The sequence below is a fragment of the Robertmurraya korlensis genome (genome assembly GCF_023715225.1).
Classification (GTDB): domain Bacteria; phylum Bacillota; class Bacilli; order Bacillales; family Cytobacillaceae; genus Robertmurraya_A.
Window position 1 is genome coordinate 163,559 of record NZ_JAMBNS010000003.1, and the last position, 18,925, is coordinate 182,483.

At 38.8% G+C, this 18,925-nt stretch carries 15 protein-coding genes and 1 riboswitch; of the genes, 9 read left to right on the forward strand and 6 right to left on the reverse strand.

Features of this window, described 5'->3' with window-relative positions:
• Window positions 1-92 precede the first annotated feature (92 nt).
• The 3 genes from chbG to M3175_RS07260 form a co-directional block, all read right to left on the reverse strand.
• Window positions 93-803, reverse strand: a complete 711-nt coding sequence (gene chbG / locus M3175_RS07250; RefSeq protein WP_251516696.1) for a chitin disaccharide deacetylase — start codon at window positions 801-803, stop codon at window positions 93-95.
• Window positions 804-816: 13 nt separating this feature from the next.
• The gene (locus M3175_RS07255) at window positions 817-2,133 is read right to left on the reverse strand and encodes a 6-phospho-beta-glucosidase (RefSeq protein WP_251516699.1); all 1,317 of its coding nucleotides are present in this window, start codon (window positions 2,131-2,133) and stop codon (window positions 817-819) included.
• Between the two features lie 73 nt (window positions 2,134-2,206).
• Window positions 2,207-3,577 (reverse strand): PTS sugar transporter subunit IIC, encoded by a 1,371-nt coding sequence (locus M3175_RS07260; protein WP_251516701.1) that lies wholly within the window; start codon window positions 3,575-3,577, stop codon window positions 2,207-2,209.
• Between the two features lie 183 nt (window positions 3,578-3,760).
• On the opposite strand from M3175_RS07260, the gene M3175_RS07265 reads away from it, so the two are divergent.
• The 5 genes from M3175_RS07265 to M3175_RS07285 all read left to right on the forward strand — a co-directional run bounded on the left by M3175_RS07265 (window position 3,761) and on the right by M3175_RS07285 (window position 9,339).
• The gene (locus M3175_RS07265; protein ID WP_251516703.1) at window positions 3,761-4,498 is read left to right on the forward strand and encodes a GntR family transcriptional regulator; all 738 of its coding nucleotides are present in this window, start codon (window positions 3,761-3,763) and stop codon (window positions 4,496-4,498) included.
• A gap of 149 nt (window positions 4,499-4,647) precedes the next feature.
• The gene (locus M3175_RS07270; RefSeq protein WP_251517665.1) at window positions 4,648-5,859 is read left to right on the forward strand and encodes an MFS transporter; all 1,212 of its coding nucleotides are present in this window, start codon (window positions 4,648-4,650) and stop codon (window positions 5,857-5,859) included.
• A gap of 185 nt (window positions 5,860-6,044) precedes the next feature.
• A riboswitch (purine riboswitch) is annotated at window positions 6,045-6,146 on the forward strand.
• Window positions 6,147-6,269: 123 nt separating this feature from the next.
• A complete protein-coding gene (locus tag M3175_RS07275) occupies window positions 6,270-6,863 on the forward strand; it encodes a xanthine phosphoribosyltransferase (protein ID WP_251516706.1) in 594 nt (197 codons plus the stop codon).
• Entirely contained in the window at window positions 6,863-8,170 is a 1,308-nt protein-coding gene (locus M3175_RS07280; protein ID WP_251516708.1) for a nucleobase:cation symporter-2 family protein, read from the forward strand. Before M3175_RS07275 ends, M3175_RS07280 begins: the two co-directional genes overlap by 1 nt.
• An 83-nt stretch (window positions 8,171-8,253) precedes the next feature.
• Window positions 8,254-9,339 (forward strand): DNA alkylation repair protein, encoded by a 1,086-nt coding sequence (locus M3175_RS07285; protein ID WP_251516710.1) that lies wholly within the window; start codon window positions 8,254-8,256, stop codon window positions 9,337-9,339.
• Window positions 9,340-9,380: 41 nt separating this feature from the next.
• On the opposite strand, the gene M3175_RS07290 is transcribed toward M3175_RS07285, so the two are convergent.
• Window positions 9,381-12,467 (reverse strand): efflux RND transporter permease subunit, encoded by a 3,087-nt coding sequence (locus tag M3175_RS07290; protein ID WP_251516713.1) that lies wholly within the window; start codon window positions 12,465-12,467, stop codon window positions 9,381-9,383.
• Window positions 12,468-12,689: 222 nt separating this feature from the next.
• Between M3175_RS07290 and M3175_RS07295 the strand changes: the two genes are divergently transcribed.
• The 4 genes from M3175_RS07295 to M3175_RS07310 all read left to right on the forward strand — a co-directional run bounded on the left by M3175_RS07295 (window position 12,690) and on the right by M3175_RS07310 (window position 15,589).
• Complete coding sequence (locus tag M3175_RS07295; RefSeq protein WP_251516715.1) at window positions 12,690-13,541, forward strand: TetR/AcrR family transcriptional regulator; 852 nt, start codon at window positions 12,690-12,692, stop codon at window positions 13,539-13,541.
• Window positions 13,542-13,640: 99 nt separating this feature from the next.
• Window positions 13,641-13,784 (forward strand): hypothetical protein, encoded by a 144-nt coding sequence (locus M3175_RS07300; protein WP_251516717.1) that lies wholly within the window; start codon window positions 13,641-13,643, stop codon window positions 13,782-13,784.
• Window positions 13,785-13,796: 12 nt separating this feature from the next.
• Window positions 13,797-14,921 (forward strand): metallophosphoesterase, encoded by a 1,125-nt coding sequence (locus M3175_RS07305; RefSeq protein WP_371321671.1) that lies wholly within the window; start codon window positions 13,797-13,799, stop codon window positions 14,919-14,921.
• Between the two features lie 134 nt (window positions 14,922-15,055).
• Window positions 15,056-15,589, forward strand: a complete 534-nt coding sequence (locus M3175_RS07310; RefSeq protein ID WP_251516720.1) for a YceI family protein — start codon at window positions 15,056-15,058, stop codon at window positions 15,587-15,589.
• A 361-nt stretch (window positions 15,590-15,950) separates the two neighbouring features.
• Here M3175_RS07310 and M3175_RS07315 read toward each other — a convergent pair whose 3' ends face one another.
• Both M3175_RS07315 and M3175_RS07320 read right to left on the reverse strand, forming a co-directional pair.
• Entirely contained in the window at window positions 15,951-16,715 is a 765-nt protein-coding gene (locus tag M3175_RS07315) for an IclR family transcriptional regulator (protein WP_251516723.1), read from the reverse strand.
• Between the two features lie 29 nt (window positions 16,716-16,744).
• Window positions 16,745-18,922, reverse strand: coding sequence for a malate synthase G (locus M3175_RS07320; RefSeq protein WP_251516726.1), 2,178 nt, complete (start codon window positions 18,920-18,922; stop codon window positions 16,745-16,747).
• Window positions 18,923-18,925 lie beyond the last annotated feature (3 nt).

The window sequence follows — 18,925 nt, forward strand, 5'->3', positions numbered from 1 at the left end:
CTATTACTATAGTCGTAACTAAATGATTACATACCTATTATGACACAAAAATATTACTATATGCAACTATAAAACTTGTAACATTTTCCCTTTTATAATAATTGAATCCCTTCAGGCAGAACCACTGCTTTTAATATATCCACCTCTTCTATGCGCTTGTACGTATAGGAGGAACCATTTAATAGAGCAGTATCTAAGTAAGCTGGGTGAGCCATAACTTCAATTTTTATTGGTTGGGTGAAGCTTTCCTTAAGCTTGTCGAAATACTTCGCTTCCAACCCGTCCCCATAAAAATCAAATAAGGCCACATCCGTGAACGGCTCCACTCCATGAATTTGTTCTAATCCATTTGCTCTAACCGGTAAGTTATATTTTTTCGATAATCGTTGAACCACCGGTAATAACTCCTCAATCGTATGAACATGGTGATGACTATCCATATGAGTTAGAGGGACACCAGAGCTTAGGAACTTTTCAATTTGAGCTGTCCATTCTCTCTCCACTTCTTCAAGCCGTATAGTGTCTTTTTTCAAGTGAAGTTCCGATAAGGAATGAAAGGATCCTTCTTCGTTAGTAAGTGACCCAACATCTTGTAAAAGAGGCTTTCCACATGTAAGGACTAAATGAATTCCTACTTGGAGGCTAGGATGCTCTTTTGCAAGCTGAATGGCCTGCTCGGTTCCTTCCATATTCATCATCATTGTGGCGGAGTTCACAATTCCATTCAGATGAGAATCAATAATCCCATAATTCACTCCAGAACTAAAACCAAAATCATCTGCATTTACAATTAATTGAATCATGTGTACATTCTCCTTATCTTAAAGTAAACTGTGGCAAATGATCTTTATGTGCTTCTAACATTTCATTGAGAATCGTCTTTGCTATTTGATCACTTGGAATAAAGGGATTCATCGTCATGGCTAGAAGAGCTGTGTTATAATTTCCTGTTACAGCTGCTTCAATGGCCACCTCTTCAAAGGATTTCATATAACCAACTAGTCCTCTAACCGCTACTGGCAATTCTCCCATACTAATTGGTTTCGGACCGTCGTTTGTTATCACACAGCTTACTTCTACAGCGGCATGTGCAGGAAGATTGGAGATAGCCCCGCTATTTCTTGTATTCACTGCTTGGATATCACGTTTATCTGTATACATTGAGTGAATTAATCGGACGGCAGCATCACTGTAGTAGGCTCCGCCTCTTTTTTCTAGCTGTGGAGGCTTGATATCTAAGCTTGGGTCCTTGTATAACTCGAATAAATCATCTTCTAATCTCTTTACCACTTCCGCTCGAATATTTCCTTCACGAAATTTTTTGAGTTCTTCTTCTAGCATGTGACCAGACTTGTAATAATAATTATGATATGGACATGGAAGGACATTTAATGCCTCTAAAAATTCAGGCTCCCAGCCCATCGCATGAATATTTTGCATGGTAATTGCCTTGTCTGGATTCGTTAACTGAGAAATTACTTCCTTTTTCACTGAAATTCCGTCCACAAAAACATCCAGTCCATATACTAGATGGTTTAAACCAGCAAAATCAATTCTGACTCGGCTGTGGTCCACACCCAATAATTTCGCCACTCCCATTTCCATTCCGATCGGAACATTGCAAAGCCCTACTACTTTTATTTTCGTATGTTTTAATACTGCCTCAGTCACCATACCAGCTGGATTGGTAAAGTTAATGAGCCACGCATTGGGACAAAGCTCCTCCATCTCACGACAGATGTCGAGGATTACCGGGATGGTTCGGAACGCTTTAAACAGTCCACCTGGTCCGTTCGTTTCTTGTCCCAACACTCCATGCTTTAACGGAATGCTTTCGTCAAGTTTCCGAGCCTCTAACAAGCCAACTCGCAATTGAGTGGTGACATAGTCTGCTCCTTCTAATGCTTTTCTTCGATCGAGTGTTAAGTGAACCTTGATAGGAAGCCCTGATTTTTCAACCATTCGTTTGGCTAAGTTTCCAACAATATCGAGCTTTTCTTTTCCTGCCTCTATATCCACAAGCCATATTTCTCTTATTGGTAGTTCGTCATAATACTTAATAAATCCTTCAATTAATTCAGGCGTATAGCTAGATCCTCCGCCAATCGTTACAATTTTTAATCCTTTATTCATGGTATGACCTCCTTAATATTTTTAAAAAAGAAACTCCCTGGGAAGATGAATCACTTTGCCCAGGGAATCATTTTTACATTTTCAAAGTATCAGATGATGCTTGAAGTTCTCTTTCACGGTCTTTTCTTGCTTCTATCCGCCCTTGGGCAATCACAAATGGTAGATAAATAGCAATAGAGACTACTAGATTTACTGCAGAAAGAACGGCTCCCGAGATATGCCCACCCGTAGCAAGTAGTCCCCCTAGAATGGCTGGTGTTACCCACGGAATATCCGCCACAACTGGGTGAACCAAACCGAAACTAATCGATAGATACGCAATAATTGTCATTACAATTGGACCTAAAATAAACGGAATAAACCAGATCGGGTTTAATACAATTGGAAGACCAAATAGAATCGGTTCGTTAATTTGGAATACCCCTGGAGGAGTCCCTAGTGCTAATAGCTGTTTATGCCTTCTTCTTCCGGCAATAAACATCGCAATGAGCAAGCCGAGCGTCGCTCCCGAACCTCCTAAGTATACAAACGCATCGAGGAAAGACCCTGCAAGAATGTTATAATCACCTAGCTTCTCCACCCCTTGCGCATACATATTCAAGTTTTCTTGCCCAAGCTTTGTCATTAATGGCGTTGTAATTCCACCTAAAATATTCGGTCCGTGTAGTCCAATGACCCAGAATCCATGAACCAACCCAACAATTAATATGGCAAATGGCAATGAATCGACGGCGCCCGTTAAAGGGGTAACAAGAACTTGGTTTAACCAATCATTTAAATACGCCCCGTCACTAATGAATTTTCGTAAAATAAGACCAAATAACCCCATCGTAAAAATGGTCGCCATCCCAGGTAGAAGCTTTGAAAAAGATCTTGCAACAGCTGGTGGTACTCCATCAGGTAACTTGATCACCAGGTACTTAATTTTCGCTAGTCGCACAAAAATTTCAGTAGCAATAATAGAAACGATAATACCTGTAAAAAGTGCAGTAGCATTAAAATAATTCCAACTAATAAAGCCCCATGCGCCACCTGTGACGGCTTCTCCTCCCTCAGGTGTGAGAGTCACATTTCCTATTTGGGGAATGAGTACAAAGAAAGCAGCTCCAGCAACAAGCATCGCTTCAAATCCATCATCTCCATAAGACTTCGCAAGCTTGTAGGCAATTCCAAAGACGGCAAAAACGGTCATGAACGCAAGCGTCCCCCACCAGATATCTCCGCCAAGTGTGTTCCATGTTTCTCCGAATAAGGCCACCATCATTTTTTGATACGGTTTCCCAATTCCTGGTACTGATCCTAAGTTGTTTAACAGGACGGCCAAAGAACCAACCATCGTAATCGCAATCATTCCAACCAACGCGTCACGAATGGCAAGTAAATGCCTGTTATTCCCCAACTTGTTCGCCACCGGCATGATGTATTTATCAATAAAATTCATCATCCATCTATTCCCCCTTATGTTGTTATTCTGAGAGCGCTTACCAAGATGTACCTTCATTGTAATGACTTATGTATTATATTTCAATACAAATATTTAATTTGTTACTACAAATTTTTATTTTATATATTTGGAAATACAAATTGGAATATTCTTTGCTATAATGGAACAAGGAGGTTTTCAGATATGAATGAAGAAACGAAAGATGGAAATGCCCTACATTTACAAGTGAAGGATGCTATTATCCAGTTAATAAAGGATGGAGAATATCCACCAGATTCCCAGCTTCCGACAGAGGCAGAGTTTTGTGAAACCTTTGGGGTTAGCCGTACGACCGTAAGAACAGCACTTCAGCAGTTAACATCCGAGGGATATATTTATAGAAAAAGAGGAAGCGGTACATTTGTATCTAACCATAAAGTGAAGCAAGTGTTGACCGCTACGATTGAACGTTTTTCAGATCAAATTTCGATGCAAGGAAAAATACCGTCGATTAAAGTGATTAATTTAGAAGTAGTTCCTGCTGACGATTATTTGATGAATCTTCTAAAAGTGAACGAAGGCGAGCCTATAAATTTACTTGAACGGGTTCGTTACGTAAATGATGAGCCTATTCAGTATGAGATTTCTTATCTCCCTTGGTACAAGACGCCTGCTATTAGTAAAGAAGGCTGCGAAGATTCACTGTACAAGCTGTTACAAACTCAATATGACCTTTACGTAAGTAAAACCATTGAGAACTTAGAATTGTATCTGCCGGATGAGGAAGTAGCGAAAAAGCTGCAAATACCTGTGAACAGCCCTTGCTTTTCTTTAGACACACATGCGTACTTAGAGGATGGATCCATTATCGAGTACTCAAAGACGATATTCCGGGGAGATTTAACCCATTTTATTATTGAAAGAAATTACAACAGAGTATAGAGCTCTGTTGTTTTATTTTATTGGAACAGCTTTCGTTTCCATCATTTTTACCGATGACAGATTCTACAAAAACCTCTATAATAATCTTCGAGATACGAAATTTTTTGTTAAACTAAGAATATATTAAATTAAAAAGAGGATATAAAATGATGTGGAGAAATCGGAATGTATGGATTATTTTAATTGGCGAGTTTATTGCTGGGGTTGGATTATGGACCGGAATTATCGGAAACTTAGAATTTATGCAAGCAAAGGTACCTTCTGATTTTCTAAAGTCTCTTATCCTCGCCACTGGCTTATTAGCAGGAATTCTAGTTGGACCACTTGCTGGTCGGATGACCGATCAATATAGTAAAAAAACACTCATGGTTTATTCGGGAATTGCACGAATGCTTAGTGTCATCTTTATGTTCCTTGCGCTTTATACCGGCTCCGTCTGGTGGATGGTCGTATTTATGATTGGAATTCAGCTTTCCGCAGCTTTTTATTTTCCAGCATTACAATCAGCTATCCCTTTAATCGTTAAAGAAAATCAACTTCTCCAACTGAATGGCGTACATATGAATGTGTCGACCATTTCACGTGTACTAGGTACAGCTCTGGCGGGTGCCATGCTTGTCGTTATGCCTTTATCCATGTTGTATGTTGCATCTTTTGTTGCTTACGGCGTTTTACTCGTTTTCACCTTCTTTTTAAAACTGGAAGAGCCAGAGTTGTCCAACTCCGCACTAAACACGAACGGGTCTAGTGGATTTAAAGACGTTCTCCCGGTTATCAAAGGAATGCCCGTCGTCTTTATGACCCTAATTATGGCACTTGTTCCCTTGTTGTTTCTAAGTGGGTTTAATTTGATGGTCATCAATATTAGTGAAATTCATGATGATTCCTCGATTAAAGGCTTGATATATACAGCAGAAGGAATCGCCTTTATGCTAGGAACGTTTGTGATTAAAAGGCTCAATGATAAATGGTCTCCTTTTACCATTATTTTCGTTTTTTCATCCGTAATCGGTTTGGGCCAAATGTCCCTGTATTTTGTTGAGAATAAGGCTCTAGCCATTCTTTCCTTTGCGATTGTAGGTTTTGCGGTTGGCTGCTTTTATCCGACCGTATCAACTTTATTTCAAACAAAGGTACCAAAGAGCTTCCACGGTCGCTTCTTTTCGTTCCGAAATATGCTTGACCGAATCATGTTTCAGGTCGTGCTACTAGGAACCGGTTTTTTATTAGATGTCGTCGGACTGCAAATCATGGTGCTTATTTTCGGAGCTATTTCGTTGCTCACCACAGGAATTTTCTATAGTAAACATAAACAGCACCCGGTTGAGTTAGAGGTAGAAGTTGTTACAGTTACCAAATAATAGACCATGAGGTGTCCGAAACGGGCACCTCTTTGTTCGTATTTTATAGGCAGTTTGCTATCTTTTCATATTTATCTGACTATTGAAACCCTTAACACGAATATTAATGCATCTTTTTACCATAAATTTTCGGAATTAATTGCAATTTCTCTATTGAACTACAATATAATGGTGATATAATAATAACTAACTTCATAGGATTCACTCATATAATAGCGAGAATATGGCTCGCAAGTTTCTACCGAATCACCGTAAATGATTCGACTATGAGTGAGCAATGGGAATTGCTACGATAGTTGTTTTTTATCTATGCAAACCACGCCTTTAAAGCCTAAGGTCATTGCTTCACTCAATTTGATGTGAATGCGATGAAGTTAGGCTTTTTTATTTTTCTTTCTTAGGGAGGACATATGAAGTTATTACAGGATAAGATTTTACAAGAGGGAAAAGTACTCTCCGAGTCTGTTTTAAAGGTTGATTCATTTTTAAATCATCAAATTGACCCTCAGCTCATGCTAGAAATTGGCGAGGAATTCGCAAGGCTTTTTGCAAATCAAGGTATTACTAAGATTCTCACGCTCGAGTCTTCAGGGATCGCTCCCTCGGTGATGACAGGATTAAAGCTTGGCATCCCTGTTATTTTTGCTAGAAAGCGCAAATCTCTTACATTAACAGACGATTTACTAACGGCCACTGTTTATTCATACACGAAACAAGAGTCTAATGAAATCTCTATTTCTAACAAGTTTATCGAAAAAGGGGATCACGTTCTTATCATTGATGACTTTTTGGCAAATGGGGAAGCCGCCTTAGGTCTAATCGAACTTGTTACACAGGCAGAAGCAACGATTGCTGGAATTGGAATCGTCATTGAAAAATCGTTCCAAGCTGGGGGAAGTAAATTAAGAGAACAAGGCTGGAAGGTTGAGTCACTAGCAAGAGTAGAGTCCCTTTCAAATGGAGAGGTCAAATTTGTAAAAGACAAGGTGGAGGAATCGGTATAATGAAAACAAATCCGTTCAAACTTACTTCTTTAGGAATTCAACATGTGCTTGCCATGTATGCAGGGGCAGTTATTGTTCCACTAATTGTTGGGGGAGCACTCGGATTAACTGGCGAGCAATTAACATACTTAGTTTCAATCGATATTTTAATGTGCGGTGTGGCCACACTTTTACAAGTCTGGAAAAATAAATTCTTTGGAATCGGCTTACCTGTTGTTCTTGGTTGTACATTTACAGCTGTTGGTCCGATGATTGCCATTGGTGGAGAATACGGGATTTCAGCTATCTATGGATCCATCTTAGTTTCTGGTTTATTCGTAGTTTTAATTGCGAAGTTCTTTGGAAAACTTGTTCGATTTTTCCCACCTGTTGTAACAGGATCAGTTGTTACAATTATCGGGATTACATTGATTCCTGTTGCGATTAACAATATGGCTGGTGGTCAAGGAAGCCCTGATTTCGGTTCAATGACGAACATTTCATTAGCTTTTGGAACTCTTCTTTTTATTATAGTTTTATACCGCTTTTTCACTGGTTTTGTTCGTTCGATTTCGATTCTTTTAGGTTTATTAGTAGGTACAGTAGTTGCGGCTTTTATGGGAATGGTTAATTTTTCAGCTGTAGCTGAAGCTAGCTGGTTCCACATGGTCACTCCTTTCTATTTCGGATTACCAACATTTGAAATCACAGCCATTTTAACGATGATTCTTGTTGCGATGGTAAGTTTGGTTGAGTCTACTGGAGTATATTTTGCTTTGAGTGATATTTGTGAAGAGGAAGTTACGGAAAAGGATCTTGCTAATGGTTATCGTGCAGAGGGTTTAGCGATTCTTCTTGGAGGACTATTTAACGCTTTCCCTTACACTACTTATTCTCAAAACGTTGGTCTTTTACAAATCACGGGAGTAAAAAGCAAAAATGTGATTTATACAACGGGAACTATGTTAATTATATTAGGATTTATCCCTAAAATCGGTGCTTTAACAACCATTATTCCTACATCTGTTCTAGGTGGAGCTATGATTGCGATGTTCGGTATGGTTATTGCATATGGTATTAAAATGTTAAGCAAGGTAAACTTTGCGTCACAAGAAAACTTATTAATCATTGCTTGTTCGGTTGGAATTGGTCTTGGAGTTACAGCTGTTCCTGATCTTTTTGCTCAAATGCCATCAAGCATTCGTATCTTGACTGACAACGGAATTGTGGCTGGTAGTATAACGGCCATTCTTTTAAATATTGTATTTAATGTTGCTCCGAAAGCGGAACGTGTTCAACCGGTTTTGAATGAGCAGAAAGCTTCTTAATATAGACATTCGGCCATCCCACTGATGTGGGGTGGTTTTTTTTGTTATTATGTAAGAAACGAAAATGGAATGAGGATATATATATGGCAGAGTTAATAAAAGATAGATATAGCCCTTCATTTTTTAACCAATTTATCAAAATATTGAAGTCAGCTTATCCGGCCTTTGATGAAAACCAGTTTTTAACCTTTATTTATAATGGCGAATGGGAACAGCTGGAATTCAAGCAACGAATTCGCCATATAACACTCGCATTAAGAGAGTCCTTACCGCAACCGTATGATACTTCTATTGAAATTTTGCTGACGATCGCTCCAAAATGCAAAGGTGTAGAATATTTGTTTTTTCCTGATTTTGTTGAAGTGTACGGTCTCGATCATTGGGAAACCTCAATTATTGCACTAGAGCAATTTACTAAATACTCGAGTTCTGAGTTTGCGGTTCGACCGTTTATTTTGAAAGATGAAACAGAAATGATGATTCAAATGCAGCAGTGGGCATTTGACGAGGATGAGCATATACGAAGATTAGCGAGTGAGGGCTGCCGTCCACGTCTACCTTGGGCTCCAGTTTTGACTACTTTAAAGGAAGATCCCACTCCCATCTTACCTATCCTTAAAACATTAAAGGAAGACCCTTCCCTTTATGTAAGGAAATCTGTAGCAAATAATTTAAACGATATTTCAAAAGATCACCCCAACCTGTTAAAGCAAATCGTTCGTGAATGGAGAGGAAAACATCCGCACACCGATTGGATTTTAAAGCATGCGAGTCGCAGTTTACTGAAAAAAGGGGATGTTGAGATTCTTCAACTATTTGGATACACATCTGCGGCTAATATTGGTGTTCAAAATTTCACTCTTTCATGCGATCAACTGTCACTTGGTGAGACATTAACGTTTTCATTTGACATTATTACCGAATCCATTGAATCCCAAAACCTTCGTATTGAATACGGGATTGATTTTATGAAAGCAAATGGAAAACAAACCCGAAAGATTTTTCATTTATCACAGAAGACCTATCCAAGTGGAACGACCCACTTAACCCGAGAACATGTTTTTAAGAACTTGACTACACGTAAACATTATGAAGGGGTACATGGAATTTGTATTCTTGTGAATGGCGAAGAAAAGGTCAAAGATGAATTCAATCTAATTATGAAGTAAATAGAAAGACCGTTGGATTCATATCCAACGGTCTATTTTGATTAGTTCTCTTCAATTTCTTTACGATTTTTCTTCAACATCTTTGAAAGCACTTCATACACAATCGGTACAATCACTAGTGTGAGAAGTGTTGATGAAGTTAAACCACCAATTACCGTGATCGCTAATCCTTTTGAGATTAATCCAGATCCGCCAGCGCCAAACACCATCGGCACCATTGCCCCAATTGTTGCGATGGCTGTCATTAGGATTGGACGCAATCTTGTAGCTCCAGCTTCAATAATTGCATCGCGAATCGACATTCCTTCACGTTCCATATGAATTATACGGTCGACGAGAACAATTGCATTCGTAACAACGATACCAATTAACATCAATAGTCCCATCATCACGGATACTGAGATTGTCTCACCAGCAATCCATAGTCCTACGAATGAACCGATCACCGCAAATGGTAAGGAGAATAGGATCGCAAATGGCGCTAACCCTTCACCGAATGTGACAACTAGGATGAAGTACACAATCAGTACTGCCGCTAACATCGCTACCCCAAGTTGCGTGAACGTTTCTTGCATATCCGCCGCTACACCAGAAACTCCAAGTGTTACTCCCTTAGGCAGATCAAGTTTATCGATCTTTTTATCTGCGGCAGAGGTTGCGGCAGAAACATCATCCGTCGTGACTGTCCCTGAAACGGTAGAGTAGTATTCCCCTTCACTACGAGCTAATGTGTTATAGGTTGTTCCCTCTTCTATGGATACAAGCTCAGATAACGGCATGGTTGTACCTAATGCAGTCGGTATTTGAGTTTCCAATAATTCATCAATCGATTTTGCATCTGTTTTTGCTTCACGTTGAACAATGACATCAATTTTTTCACCGTCATTTTCTACGGTTGTTAACACATCTTCAGTTCCGGTATTTGCTAGTGCTCCAACGATTTGTGCGGTAGTTAGACCGTATTTTAGCACATCCTGTTGATCCACATTTAACACATGCTCCACATATGGATTTTCCATATCAGATGTCACATCTTCCAAGTTTTTCACATCTTTTAATGCATCCTCAACTTGGTTCACCGCTTCATTTAAGTCTTCTAAGTCTTCACTGTACAAAGTGTAGCTTACTTCGTTTGAACTCATGCTACCCATCGCCATGTTTTGTGATTTCCATTCACCAGAATGATCAATGTTAAACACATAATCTTCTACTTCTTTTTTCACTTTAGGAAAATCCTTCATGTCAGGATCAAAGATCAGGTACATTAACCCACCTTTTGCCCCACCCGTCATGATCGACGACATATCTGTAGAAGCGCTATTGTTATAAGATATTTGAACAATGTCTATGTCCTCACGTTTCATGAGTTCTTGTTCAACTTCTTCAATATTTTCTAACGATTCTGCCTCTAACTCACCAGCAGCTGGTGTATACGTAAGGTAAATGGTTTTTTCTTCTTCGGAACCCATAAAACTAAAACCAATGATTGGAGTTAACGCTAGTGATCCTGCAAGTAATACTACCGCAATAAGAGATGTAATGATCTTATGATTTAATGCTTTAGCTAGCACACCTTTGTACCATGTTGCTAACCTTCCAACCTCTTTGTGGTCTTTTACTTTCTTTTCTCCATATAAATTCTTACGGAATAAGAAATGTGATAGCGCTGGAACAATCGTAATGGCAACAATTAGCGATGCACCTAAGGCAAATGCCATTGTTAATGCAAATGGTCTAAAAAGTTCTCCAACCATCCCACCAACAAACATAAGTGGCGCAAATACTGCAACCGTTACAAGTGTGGATGAAAGGATTGGTTTAAACATTTCAATGGTTGCTTCACGAATTAACGCACGACCTCTAAGTTTTTCATTTTCCAAATTCATACGTCTATAGATGTTTTCTACAACAACGATCGAGTCATCAATAACACGACCAATCGCTACTGTAATGGCACCTAACGTCATAATGTTTAAGGTTATATCAAGCCAGTTTAATAGTAAGAATGCCATAAAAATAGAAACTGGAATGGATACGATTGATATAAGTGTTGATTTCACATCACGCAGGAATAAAAGAATGATGATGACCGCAAACAAGCCACCAAATAGTGCTTTTTCTACCATTGTGAAAACAGAATCTTCGATTGGTTTTCCTTGGTCTAGCGTTACATCAATGACTAAACCATCAATGGCCTCTTTTTCTTCCTTAATTAAGTCTTTAATTTCATTAACAACTTCAACTGTATTAGCCTGTTGCCCTTTGGTTATTTGAATAGCAATGGCCTCTTCTCCATTTGTACGGGAAATAGATTGCACTTTTCCAACCGTTTCTATAGTAGCAATATCTCCTAATTGAACAAATGGGCTTGGATTTTCCGCCGTTGGAGTAACCGGAATTAACATTTCTTTTAATTCATCAACCGTTTTAATATCTCCATCAATAGCTACCGCTTCTTCTCCTTCTTCAAACTCTTGGAGACCTAATGATAACGCCATATCACTTGCTTGAACCATTTGTTTCACGGTGTCTTCCGTTAACCCAAGCGCATCCATCTTTTCTTGGTTATACGTGAATTGCACTTCTTCAATATGTTGACCTGTAATCGTTGTTGAACCAACGCCATCAATATTGTTTATTTTCGGTAAAATGGTTTCTTCTACTGTTGTTGACAAGTCAACAATATCTTCCTCTGTACTAGAAATTGATAAAGCCAAGATAGGCATCATATTCATACTAAGGGCCATAATCGACGGCTCTTCAGCAGCTTCCGGTAATGTTATATTATCTAGGGCTGCTTCTAGTTCACGTTTTTTCTCATCCATATCAACGCCATAATCATACTCAATTTGTAATTGCGCTACGTTTGCAGATGAGTTTGAAAAGACCGCCTTTACATCTTCAAGCCCCTCAATCGTCTGCTCCATCGGTATCGATACTTCATCCATTACTTGTTCAGCTGTTGCACCTGGGTACACATCCATGACAATTAAATATGGAATGGATACATCTGGAATACTTTCCATCTTCATTTTTGTCCCAGAGTATATACCAGAAGCTGTTACAATAATGGTTAATAACCATACAGCAAGTTTATTTTTCAGGACGAAATTAACTAAACTTTTCAAACATTGTTCTCCCCTTTTTGATTAATGTCCTAGAATTTGTTATAATCAAAACTACAAATGACCGATTAGTCATTACTATAACAATATAACTGACTGACTAGTCAATCGTCAACTTGTTTGTACTCACAATGTGTTAATACGGATTCCGATTAAGAAAGATTCAAATTTTTATCATAAAAAAGGTATATTACAGATGAAACTTGGTTTAACGGGGGTTTTTATATGAATGAAAAAGATAGACAAATTATCGAAGTGAGCATGAGGCTTTTCGCTAGTAAAGGATTTTCAACAACATCCATCCAAGAAATTGCAACAGAAAGCGGAATTTCTAAAGGAGCCTTTTATTTACACTTTAAATCAAAAGACGACTTACTATTAGCTATTTTAAAATACCATTTTGAAATGATAGAGAAAGCCTTCTCTGAACAAACGATAAACATACAAAGTCCACGTGAAAAGCTAATCTGTCAACAAATGGTATTGTTTTCACATTTTATTACGCACAGAGACTTTCTTATTATGCTTACAAAGGAACAAGCAATACCTAGAAATGAAACCATTAAACAACTATTATTAGAAAAGCAAATGGAATCTCATCAACACTATCGTAGAAGCATTATTGAAATCTACGGTCCTGATATAGAACCGTATTCTTGGGATATAACCATCATCCTTGAGGGCATGATTAAATCGTATATGGGTGTTTTATTATTTTCTTCACCTGATTTCAATATTAGACAGGTTACTGAGTTTATTCTTAGGAGAACAGATAGTATCGTGAAGGATATTCATGAGGACAATCCATTCTTAACAAATAAGAAAGTAGAGGAACTTTTGACCTTTTTCTTTTCGTCTAATCAACCATCTATTTCAACTGTATTAAAAAACTTAGAAGAAGAGATAGAAAAAATAGGAGAAGACACACTACTTGTAACTATTCAGGTATTAAGGGAAGAAATAGAAAAAGAGAAGCCTCGAGCTCCTGTTATTCAAGGGATGTTATCAAATTTCAATGAATACCCTAGCCTTGACCACTACAAAGATTTTATCTCAGAATATTATTCAAAAAAGTAAACGTTCAGCGGTTGAACGTTTTTTACATAGTTTGACCAGATAGTCATCTAAAAGGTATACTATTTCTGACCGTCTAGTCAAATGAAATGAGGGGTAAACATGAAGCTAAATGAGGTAGTAAAGCAAGCAGTTCGTGAAACGGTGACAATAAGCAAACGATTAACGAGTGCGCAAATTGTTGAAAAGCTGCAAAAACAAGGGATACAAGCTTCACTATGTAAGCGCCTTGTAGCACATGAATAGGAGTAGAATACTTTGAAAACAGCCATGTTCAGTAGGCTTGTCCTAACCATTATTTTATATAGCGCCTTTACCTTTTATATCAGTTGGAATGTACATCTGTGGCTACAGTCCACTTTTTCAGTCAATATACCCGGTTTAGTCGTTGCAGTTATCTTTTTATTATCCTACAGCTATGTACTAGCGAGATTTTTAAAAAAATTATTATTTCTAAAATATATAGGTTCCTATTGGTTCGGGATTATTCAATACACCTTGTTGCTTCTTCCAATCGCAGATTTTATTGGTTGGCTATTTATTTTTGCTGGCTTCTCTTCTGACCGTGTTATTTTTTGGGTTGGTACCGTTGTCCTTTTGGGGATGATCAGTATTTTGGGGCTTGGTACTTTTAACGCATATAATCCTGTAATTAGAGAGCATGAAATTGAAATAGAGAAGGAAACTTCATTTTCTTCTCTCCGGGTCGTTATGGCATCTGATATGCACTTCGGCCATTTATCCGGTAAAACTCATGCGAATCGATTAGTTCAAGAAGTGAATTCACTTAATCCCGACCTGATTCTGTTACCAGGAGATATTATTGATGATGACCCTGAGCCTTTTATTCAAAAAGGATTCGGTTCCATTATGGAAAACCTATCAGCTACCTATGGCGTATACGGGGTTTTAGGAAATCATGAATATTATGGTGGTGGAATTCCCATATATACAAAAGAAATGCAACGTATTGGAATTCCTATCTTAATGGACGAAACCGTTGTCCTTGAAGGTGGCATTCAGCTTGTAGGGAGAAAAGATAAGACCGATCGCAACCGAAAACACATTGAAAACCTATTAGAGAGTTTAGATGAAACAAAACCCATCTTTATCATGGATCATCAGCCACTTGAGCTTGTTCAAGCAGCAGAGCACGGAGCCGATTTAATGTTGTCTGGACATACTCATCGTGGACAGATGGCACCGAACCACTTGATTACCAGAAGAATTTTCGAGCTTGATTGGGGATACTTGAAGAAAAGTCAGCTTCATGCATTTGTTTCCTCAGGCTTTGGCTTTTGGGGTCCTCCTCTCAGGATTGGGAGTCGATCAGAAATACTTTTGATTGATATTACTTTTACAAAAAACAGTTTGCGCACGTAGCGCAAACTGTTTTTATTTTTTTGAAAATTTATTTATTGACAAAGGCTTTATCCTCATAATATAATTACTTCGAAATAAAATATATTTAATTCAAGATATATGAACTGAAATAAAATTATTGGAGGTTTATTAAAATGACAAAAGCAAAATGGGCAGTAGACACAGCACACAGCAACGTAGATTTTTCAATTAAACATATGATGATCGCTAAAACAAATGGTGCCTTCCATAAGTTTGATGCAGAAATCGAAGCAAATCCAACTGATTTAACAACTGCTAATATCGTGTTTAATGTAGATGTAGCAAGCATTGATACTCGTAACGAAGATCGTGACAACCACCTTCGTTCGGCTGATTTCTTTGATGTGGAAAACTACCCAACTATGACTTTCAAATCTACTTCAATTGAAAGAAAAGACGAAGATGAGTACAACGTAACTGGGGACCTTACTCTTCACGGCGTAACAAAATCTGAAACTTTTGTTGTCACTTTCGAAGGTCAAGGCAAAGATCCTTGGGGAAATGAAAAGGTTGGTTTCAGTGCAGAAGGTACAGTGAACCGTAGTGATTATGGTCTAACTTGGAATGCTGCTCTTGAAACTGGTGGAGTTCTTGTTGGAGATAAAGTGAAGTTCTCTATTTCTTTAGAAGCTGCTAAAGCTGAGTAATACTTACAGATAACTACTAGGCTGGTATTTTCTTACTAAAAGACACAAGAAAAGACGTATGAATTAGTCATACGTCTTTTCACGTTTTCATGAAACCCCATTTACTTTGACATAGTAAACCAGAGAGCTAATAAATAGACGGAGAAATTCCGCTTAACTTAGTAATTTTTTTAAAAAAGGCTTAAATAAACGGAGAGTTTCCGCCTATTGGCTCGAAAATTTCGAAAAGGGGAGATTTTGCTCTGCTTAAGCGGAAAACCTCCCCTTATTTACCCCGAAATGAGCTTCATTCTGCATCTAACCGGAAAATTTCCACTTATTTTACTTTACTCGATTTCAAACATTTCCTGGAGCTCTTCATTTATCGATATCCCAGTCGCTTTGAAATGTTTGATCCTGTTTCAAGAACATGTGGTTTCAGTTCTTCAATACGTTCGTCCGTCATTCGGATCGTTGGTCCAGAGACACTGAGTGCCGCAACCGGGTTTCCGGCATGATCAAAAATGGGTACGGCAATGCACGTGATGCCCACTTCATTTTCCTGTAAATCTAAAGAATACCCTCTTTGTTTAACTGCTTCTAATTCAGATAGAAAATTTGCACGATCGGTAATGGTATATTTTGTATGGACAGGCAACCCTTTTCTATGGATGATGTCCTCAGTGGTGGCAGATGGTAAGTAGGCTAAAATGGCTTTCCCTACTCCTGTACAGTGCATGGGTGCTCGTCTCCCTACCTTTGAGTGCATACGAAGCGTCTCTGTCCCTTCAAATTTTTCAATATAAACGACTTCATCATGATCATAAACCACTAAGTGGATTACCTCATCAGTCACCTTTCCTAACTCTTGTAAGTATGGCTTCGCTTCTGTTCGGATATCGATAGAATCTAAAAGCTTTGAGCTAATATCCAAAAAGGTATATCCTAGCCGATAACGACCACTATCAGCATTCTGCTCAATATACCCGTATTGAGCCAACGTCGAAAGAATACGGTAGACGGAGCTTTTGTTTATATCCATTTGATTGGCGATTTCTGTAACGCCTAGACCTTCTTTTTTCATTGAAACTAGAGCAATAATATCAAGGGCGCGACTTACCGATTTGACCATATTTTCTCTTTCCATTTTCTTCACCTCACGCCCTGATCTGTTGATTATTTTTGATGGGCAAATTTTCTTTTTGCTTCGATTCTTCGACGATGTAAAATGGGTTCAGTATACCCGCTTGGTTGTTCATATCCTTTAAACACTAACTCACATGCTGCTTGGAAGGCAACGGAATCCTCATACCTTTCTGCCATTGGACGGTAGTTTTCATCTCCCGCATTTTGTTCGTCCACTACTTTTGCCATTCGCTTCATCGTCTCAAAGACTTGTTCCTCTGTACAAATTCCATGATGTAGCCAGTTGGCCATATGTTGACTGGAAATTCGTAAGGTCGCTCGGTCTTCCATTAGGCCGATATGATGGATATCCGGAACTTTAGAACAGCCGACTCCTTGCTCGACCCAACGCACGACATATCCGAGTATCCCTTGTGCATTATTGTCTAGTTCTGCTTGAACCTCTTCTTTACTCCAGCCACAATCTATTGCCACTGGAATCCTTAAAATATCATCTTGATAGTTTTGTAGGTTTTGCTTTAATTCCTCTTGAACCGAACCTACATGAACTTGATGATAATGAAGAGCATGCAGAGTAGCGGCCGTCGGTGATGGCACCCAAGCCGTGTTGGCTCCTGCATTCAAATGACCGATTTTTTGTTTCATCATCTCGGCCATCAAATCAGGCATTGCCCACATCCCTTTTCCAATTTGTGCTTTTCCTTTAAGGCCCACCGTTAGGCCCGTAGCAACATTGGACTTTTCATAGGCTTGAAGCCAAGTGGAAGCTTTCATCTCATTTTTTCGTATCACCGCTCCTGCTTCCATTGAAGTATGAATTTCATCCCCCGTACGGTCTAGAAAACCGGTATTGATAAACACGATTCGTTCCTTTACTTCATGTATGCAATTCTTCAAATTGAGACTCGTACGTCTTTCTTCATCCATTACCCCAATCTTTATCGTGTTCCGTGGTACAGCGATTAAGTCCTCAACCATATTGAATAATTCATTGGCAAAGGCAACTTCCTCAGATCCGTGCATTTTTGGTTTTACAATATAGATCGAGCCCTTAGAGGAATTTTGGTAGGAGCCATTTCCTAAAAGAGAGTGCTTTGCGATCAAGCTTGTTACCACAGCATCCATGATCCCTTCTGGCACTTCATTTCCTGCTTGATCTAGGATTGCATTGGTCGTCATTAAATGGCCGACATTTCTTACGAACATGAGAGAGCGACCTTTTAATGTGAATAGGTCACCGGTTGGACTCGTATATTCACGGTCAGGTTGCAAGCTACGAGTTAAGGTTTGTGAGCCTTTTTGGAAGGTGGCTATTAAGTCCCCTTTCATTAATCCTAGCCAATTTCGGTACACACATACTTTATCTTCAGCATCTACTGCGGCAACGGAATCTTCGCAGTCCATAATGGTCGTTAGGGCGGATTCCATGACAATATCTTTTACACCAGCAGCATCTGTCTTCCCGATGGGTGAATGACGGTCAATCTGGATTTCAAAATGAAGGTCATTATTTTTCAATAAAATTGCTGACGGATTTTCGTCTCCGCCTCGGTATCCGACGAATTGGTGTTGGTTATTCAACTGTGTTTTGGTTCCATTTGCTAATGTAATGATTAACTGTTCTTTTTGAATATGATAATTGGTTACGTCTGAATGGGAGGCTTCCTGAAGAGGAGCCGTTTGATCTAAAAATTGCTTGGCAAAAGAGATTACTTTTTCCCCTCGGATAGTATTATAAGCTCCTGACTTTGATGCTCCACCTTCCTCACTTATGACATCCGTTCCGTAAAGAGCGTCATACAGACTTCCCCATCGGGCATTGGCCGCATTTAATGCATATCGAGCATTGTCAACTGGAACAACGAGCTGTGGACCCGCTTGAAGACTAATTTCTTTATCCACATTTTCTGTTGTTACTTCAAAATCTGGTACTTCTTTTTCTAGATAACCGATCTCTGTTAAAAAGTTTTTGTAGGACTCAGGTGTGAAGGTTGATGGTTGTTTATGGAATCTGTTGATTTGCTGTTGGAGATCCTCTCTTTTTCTTAAAAGGGCTTCATTTTTTGGTGTTAGATCATGGACAAGCTCTGAAAACCCCTCCCAAAATAATTCTTCAACTACCTGAGTATGTGGGAGCGCTTCCTTTTGGATGAAATGATAAAGCTCTGCAGCAATCTTTAACTTCCCCTTTGTTACATAAATAGACATTTT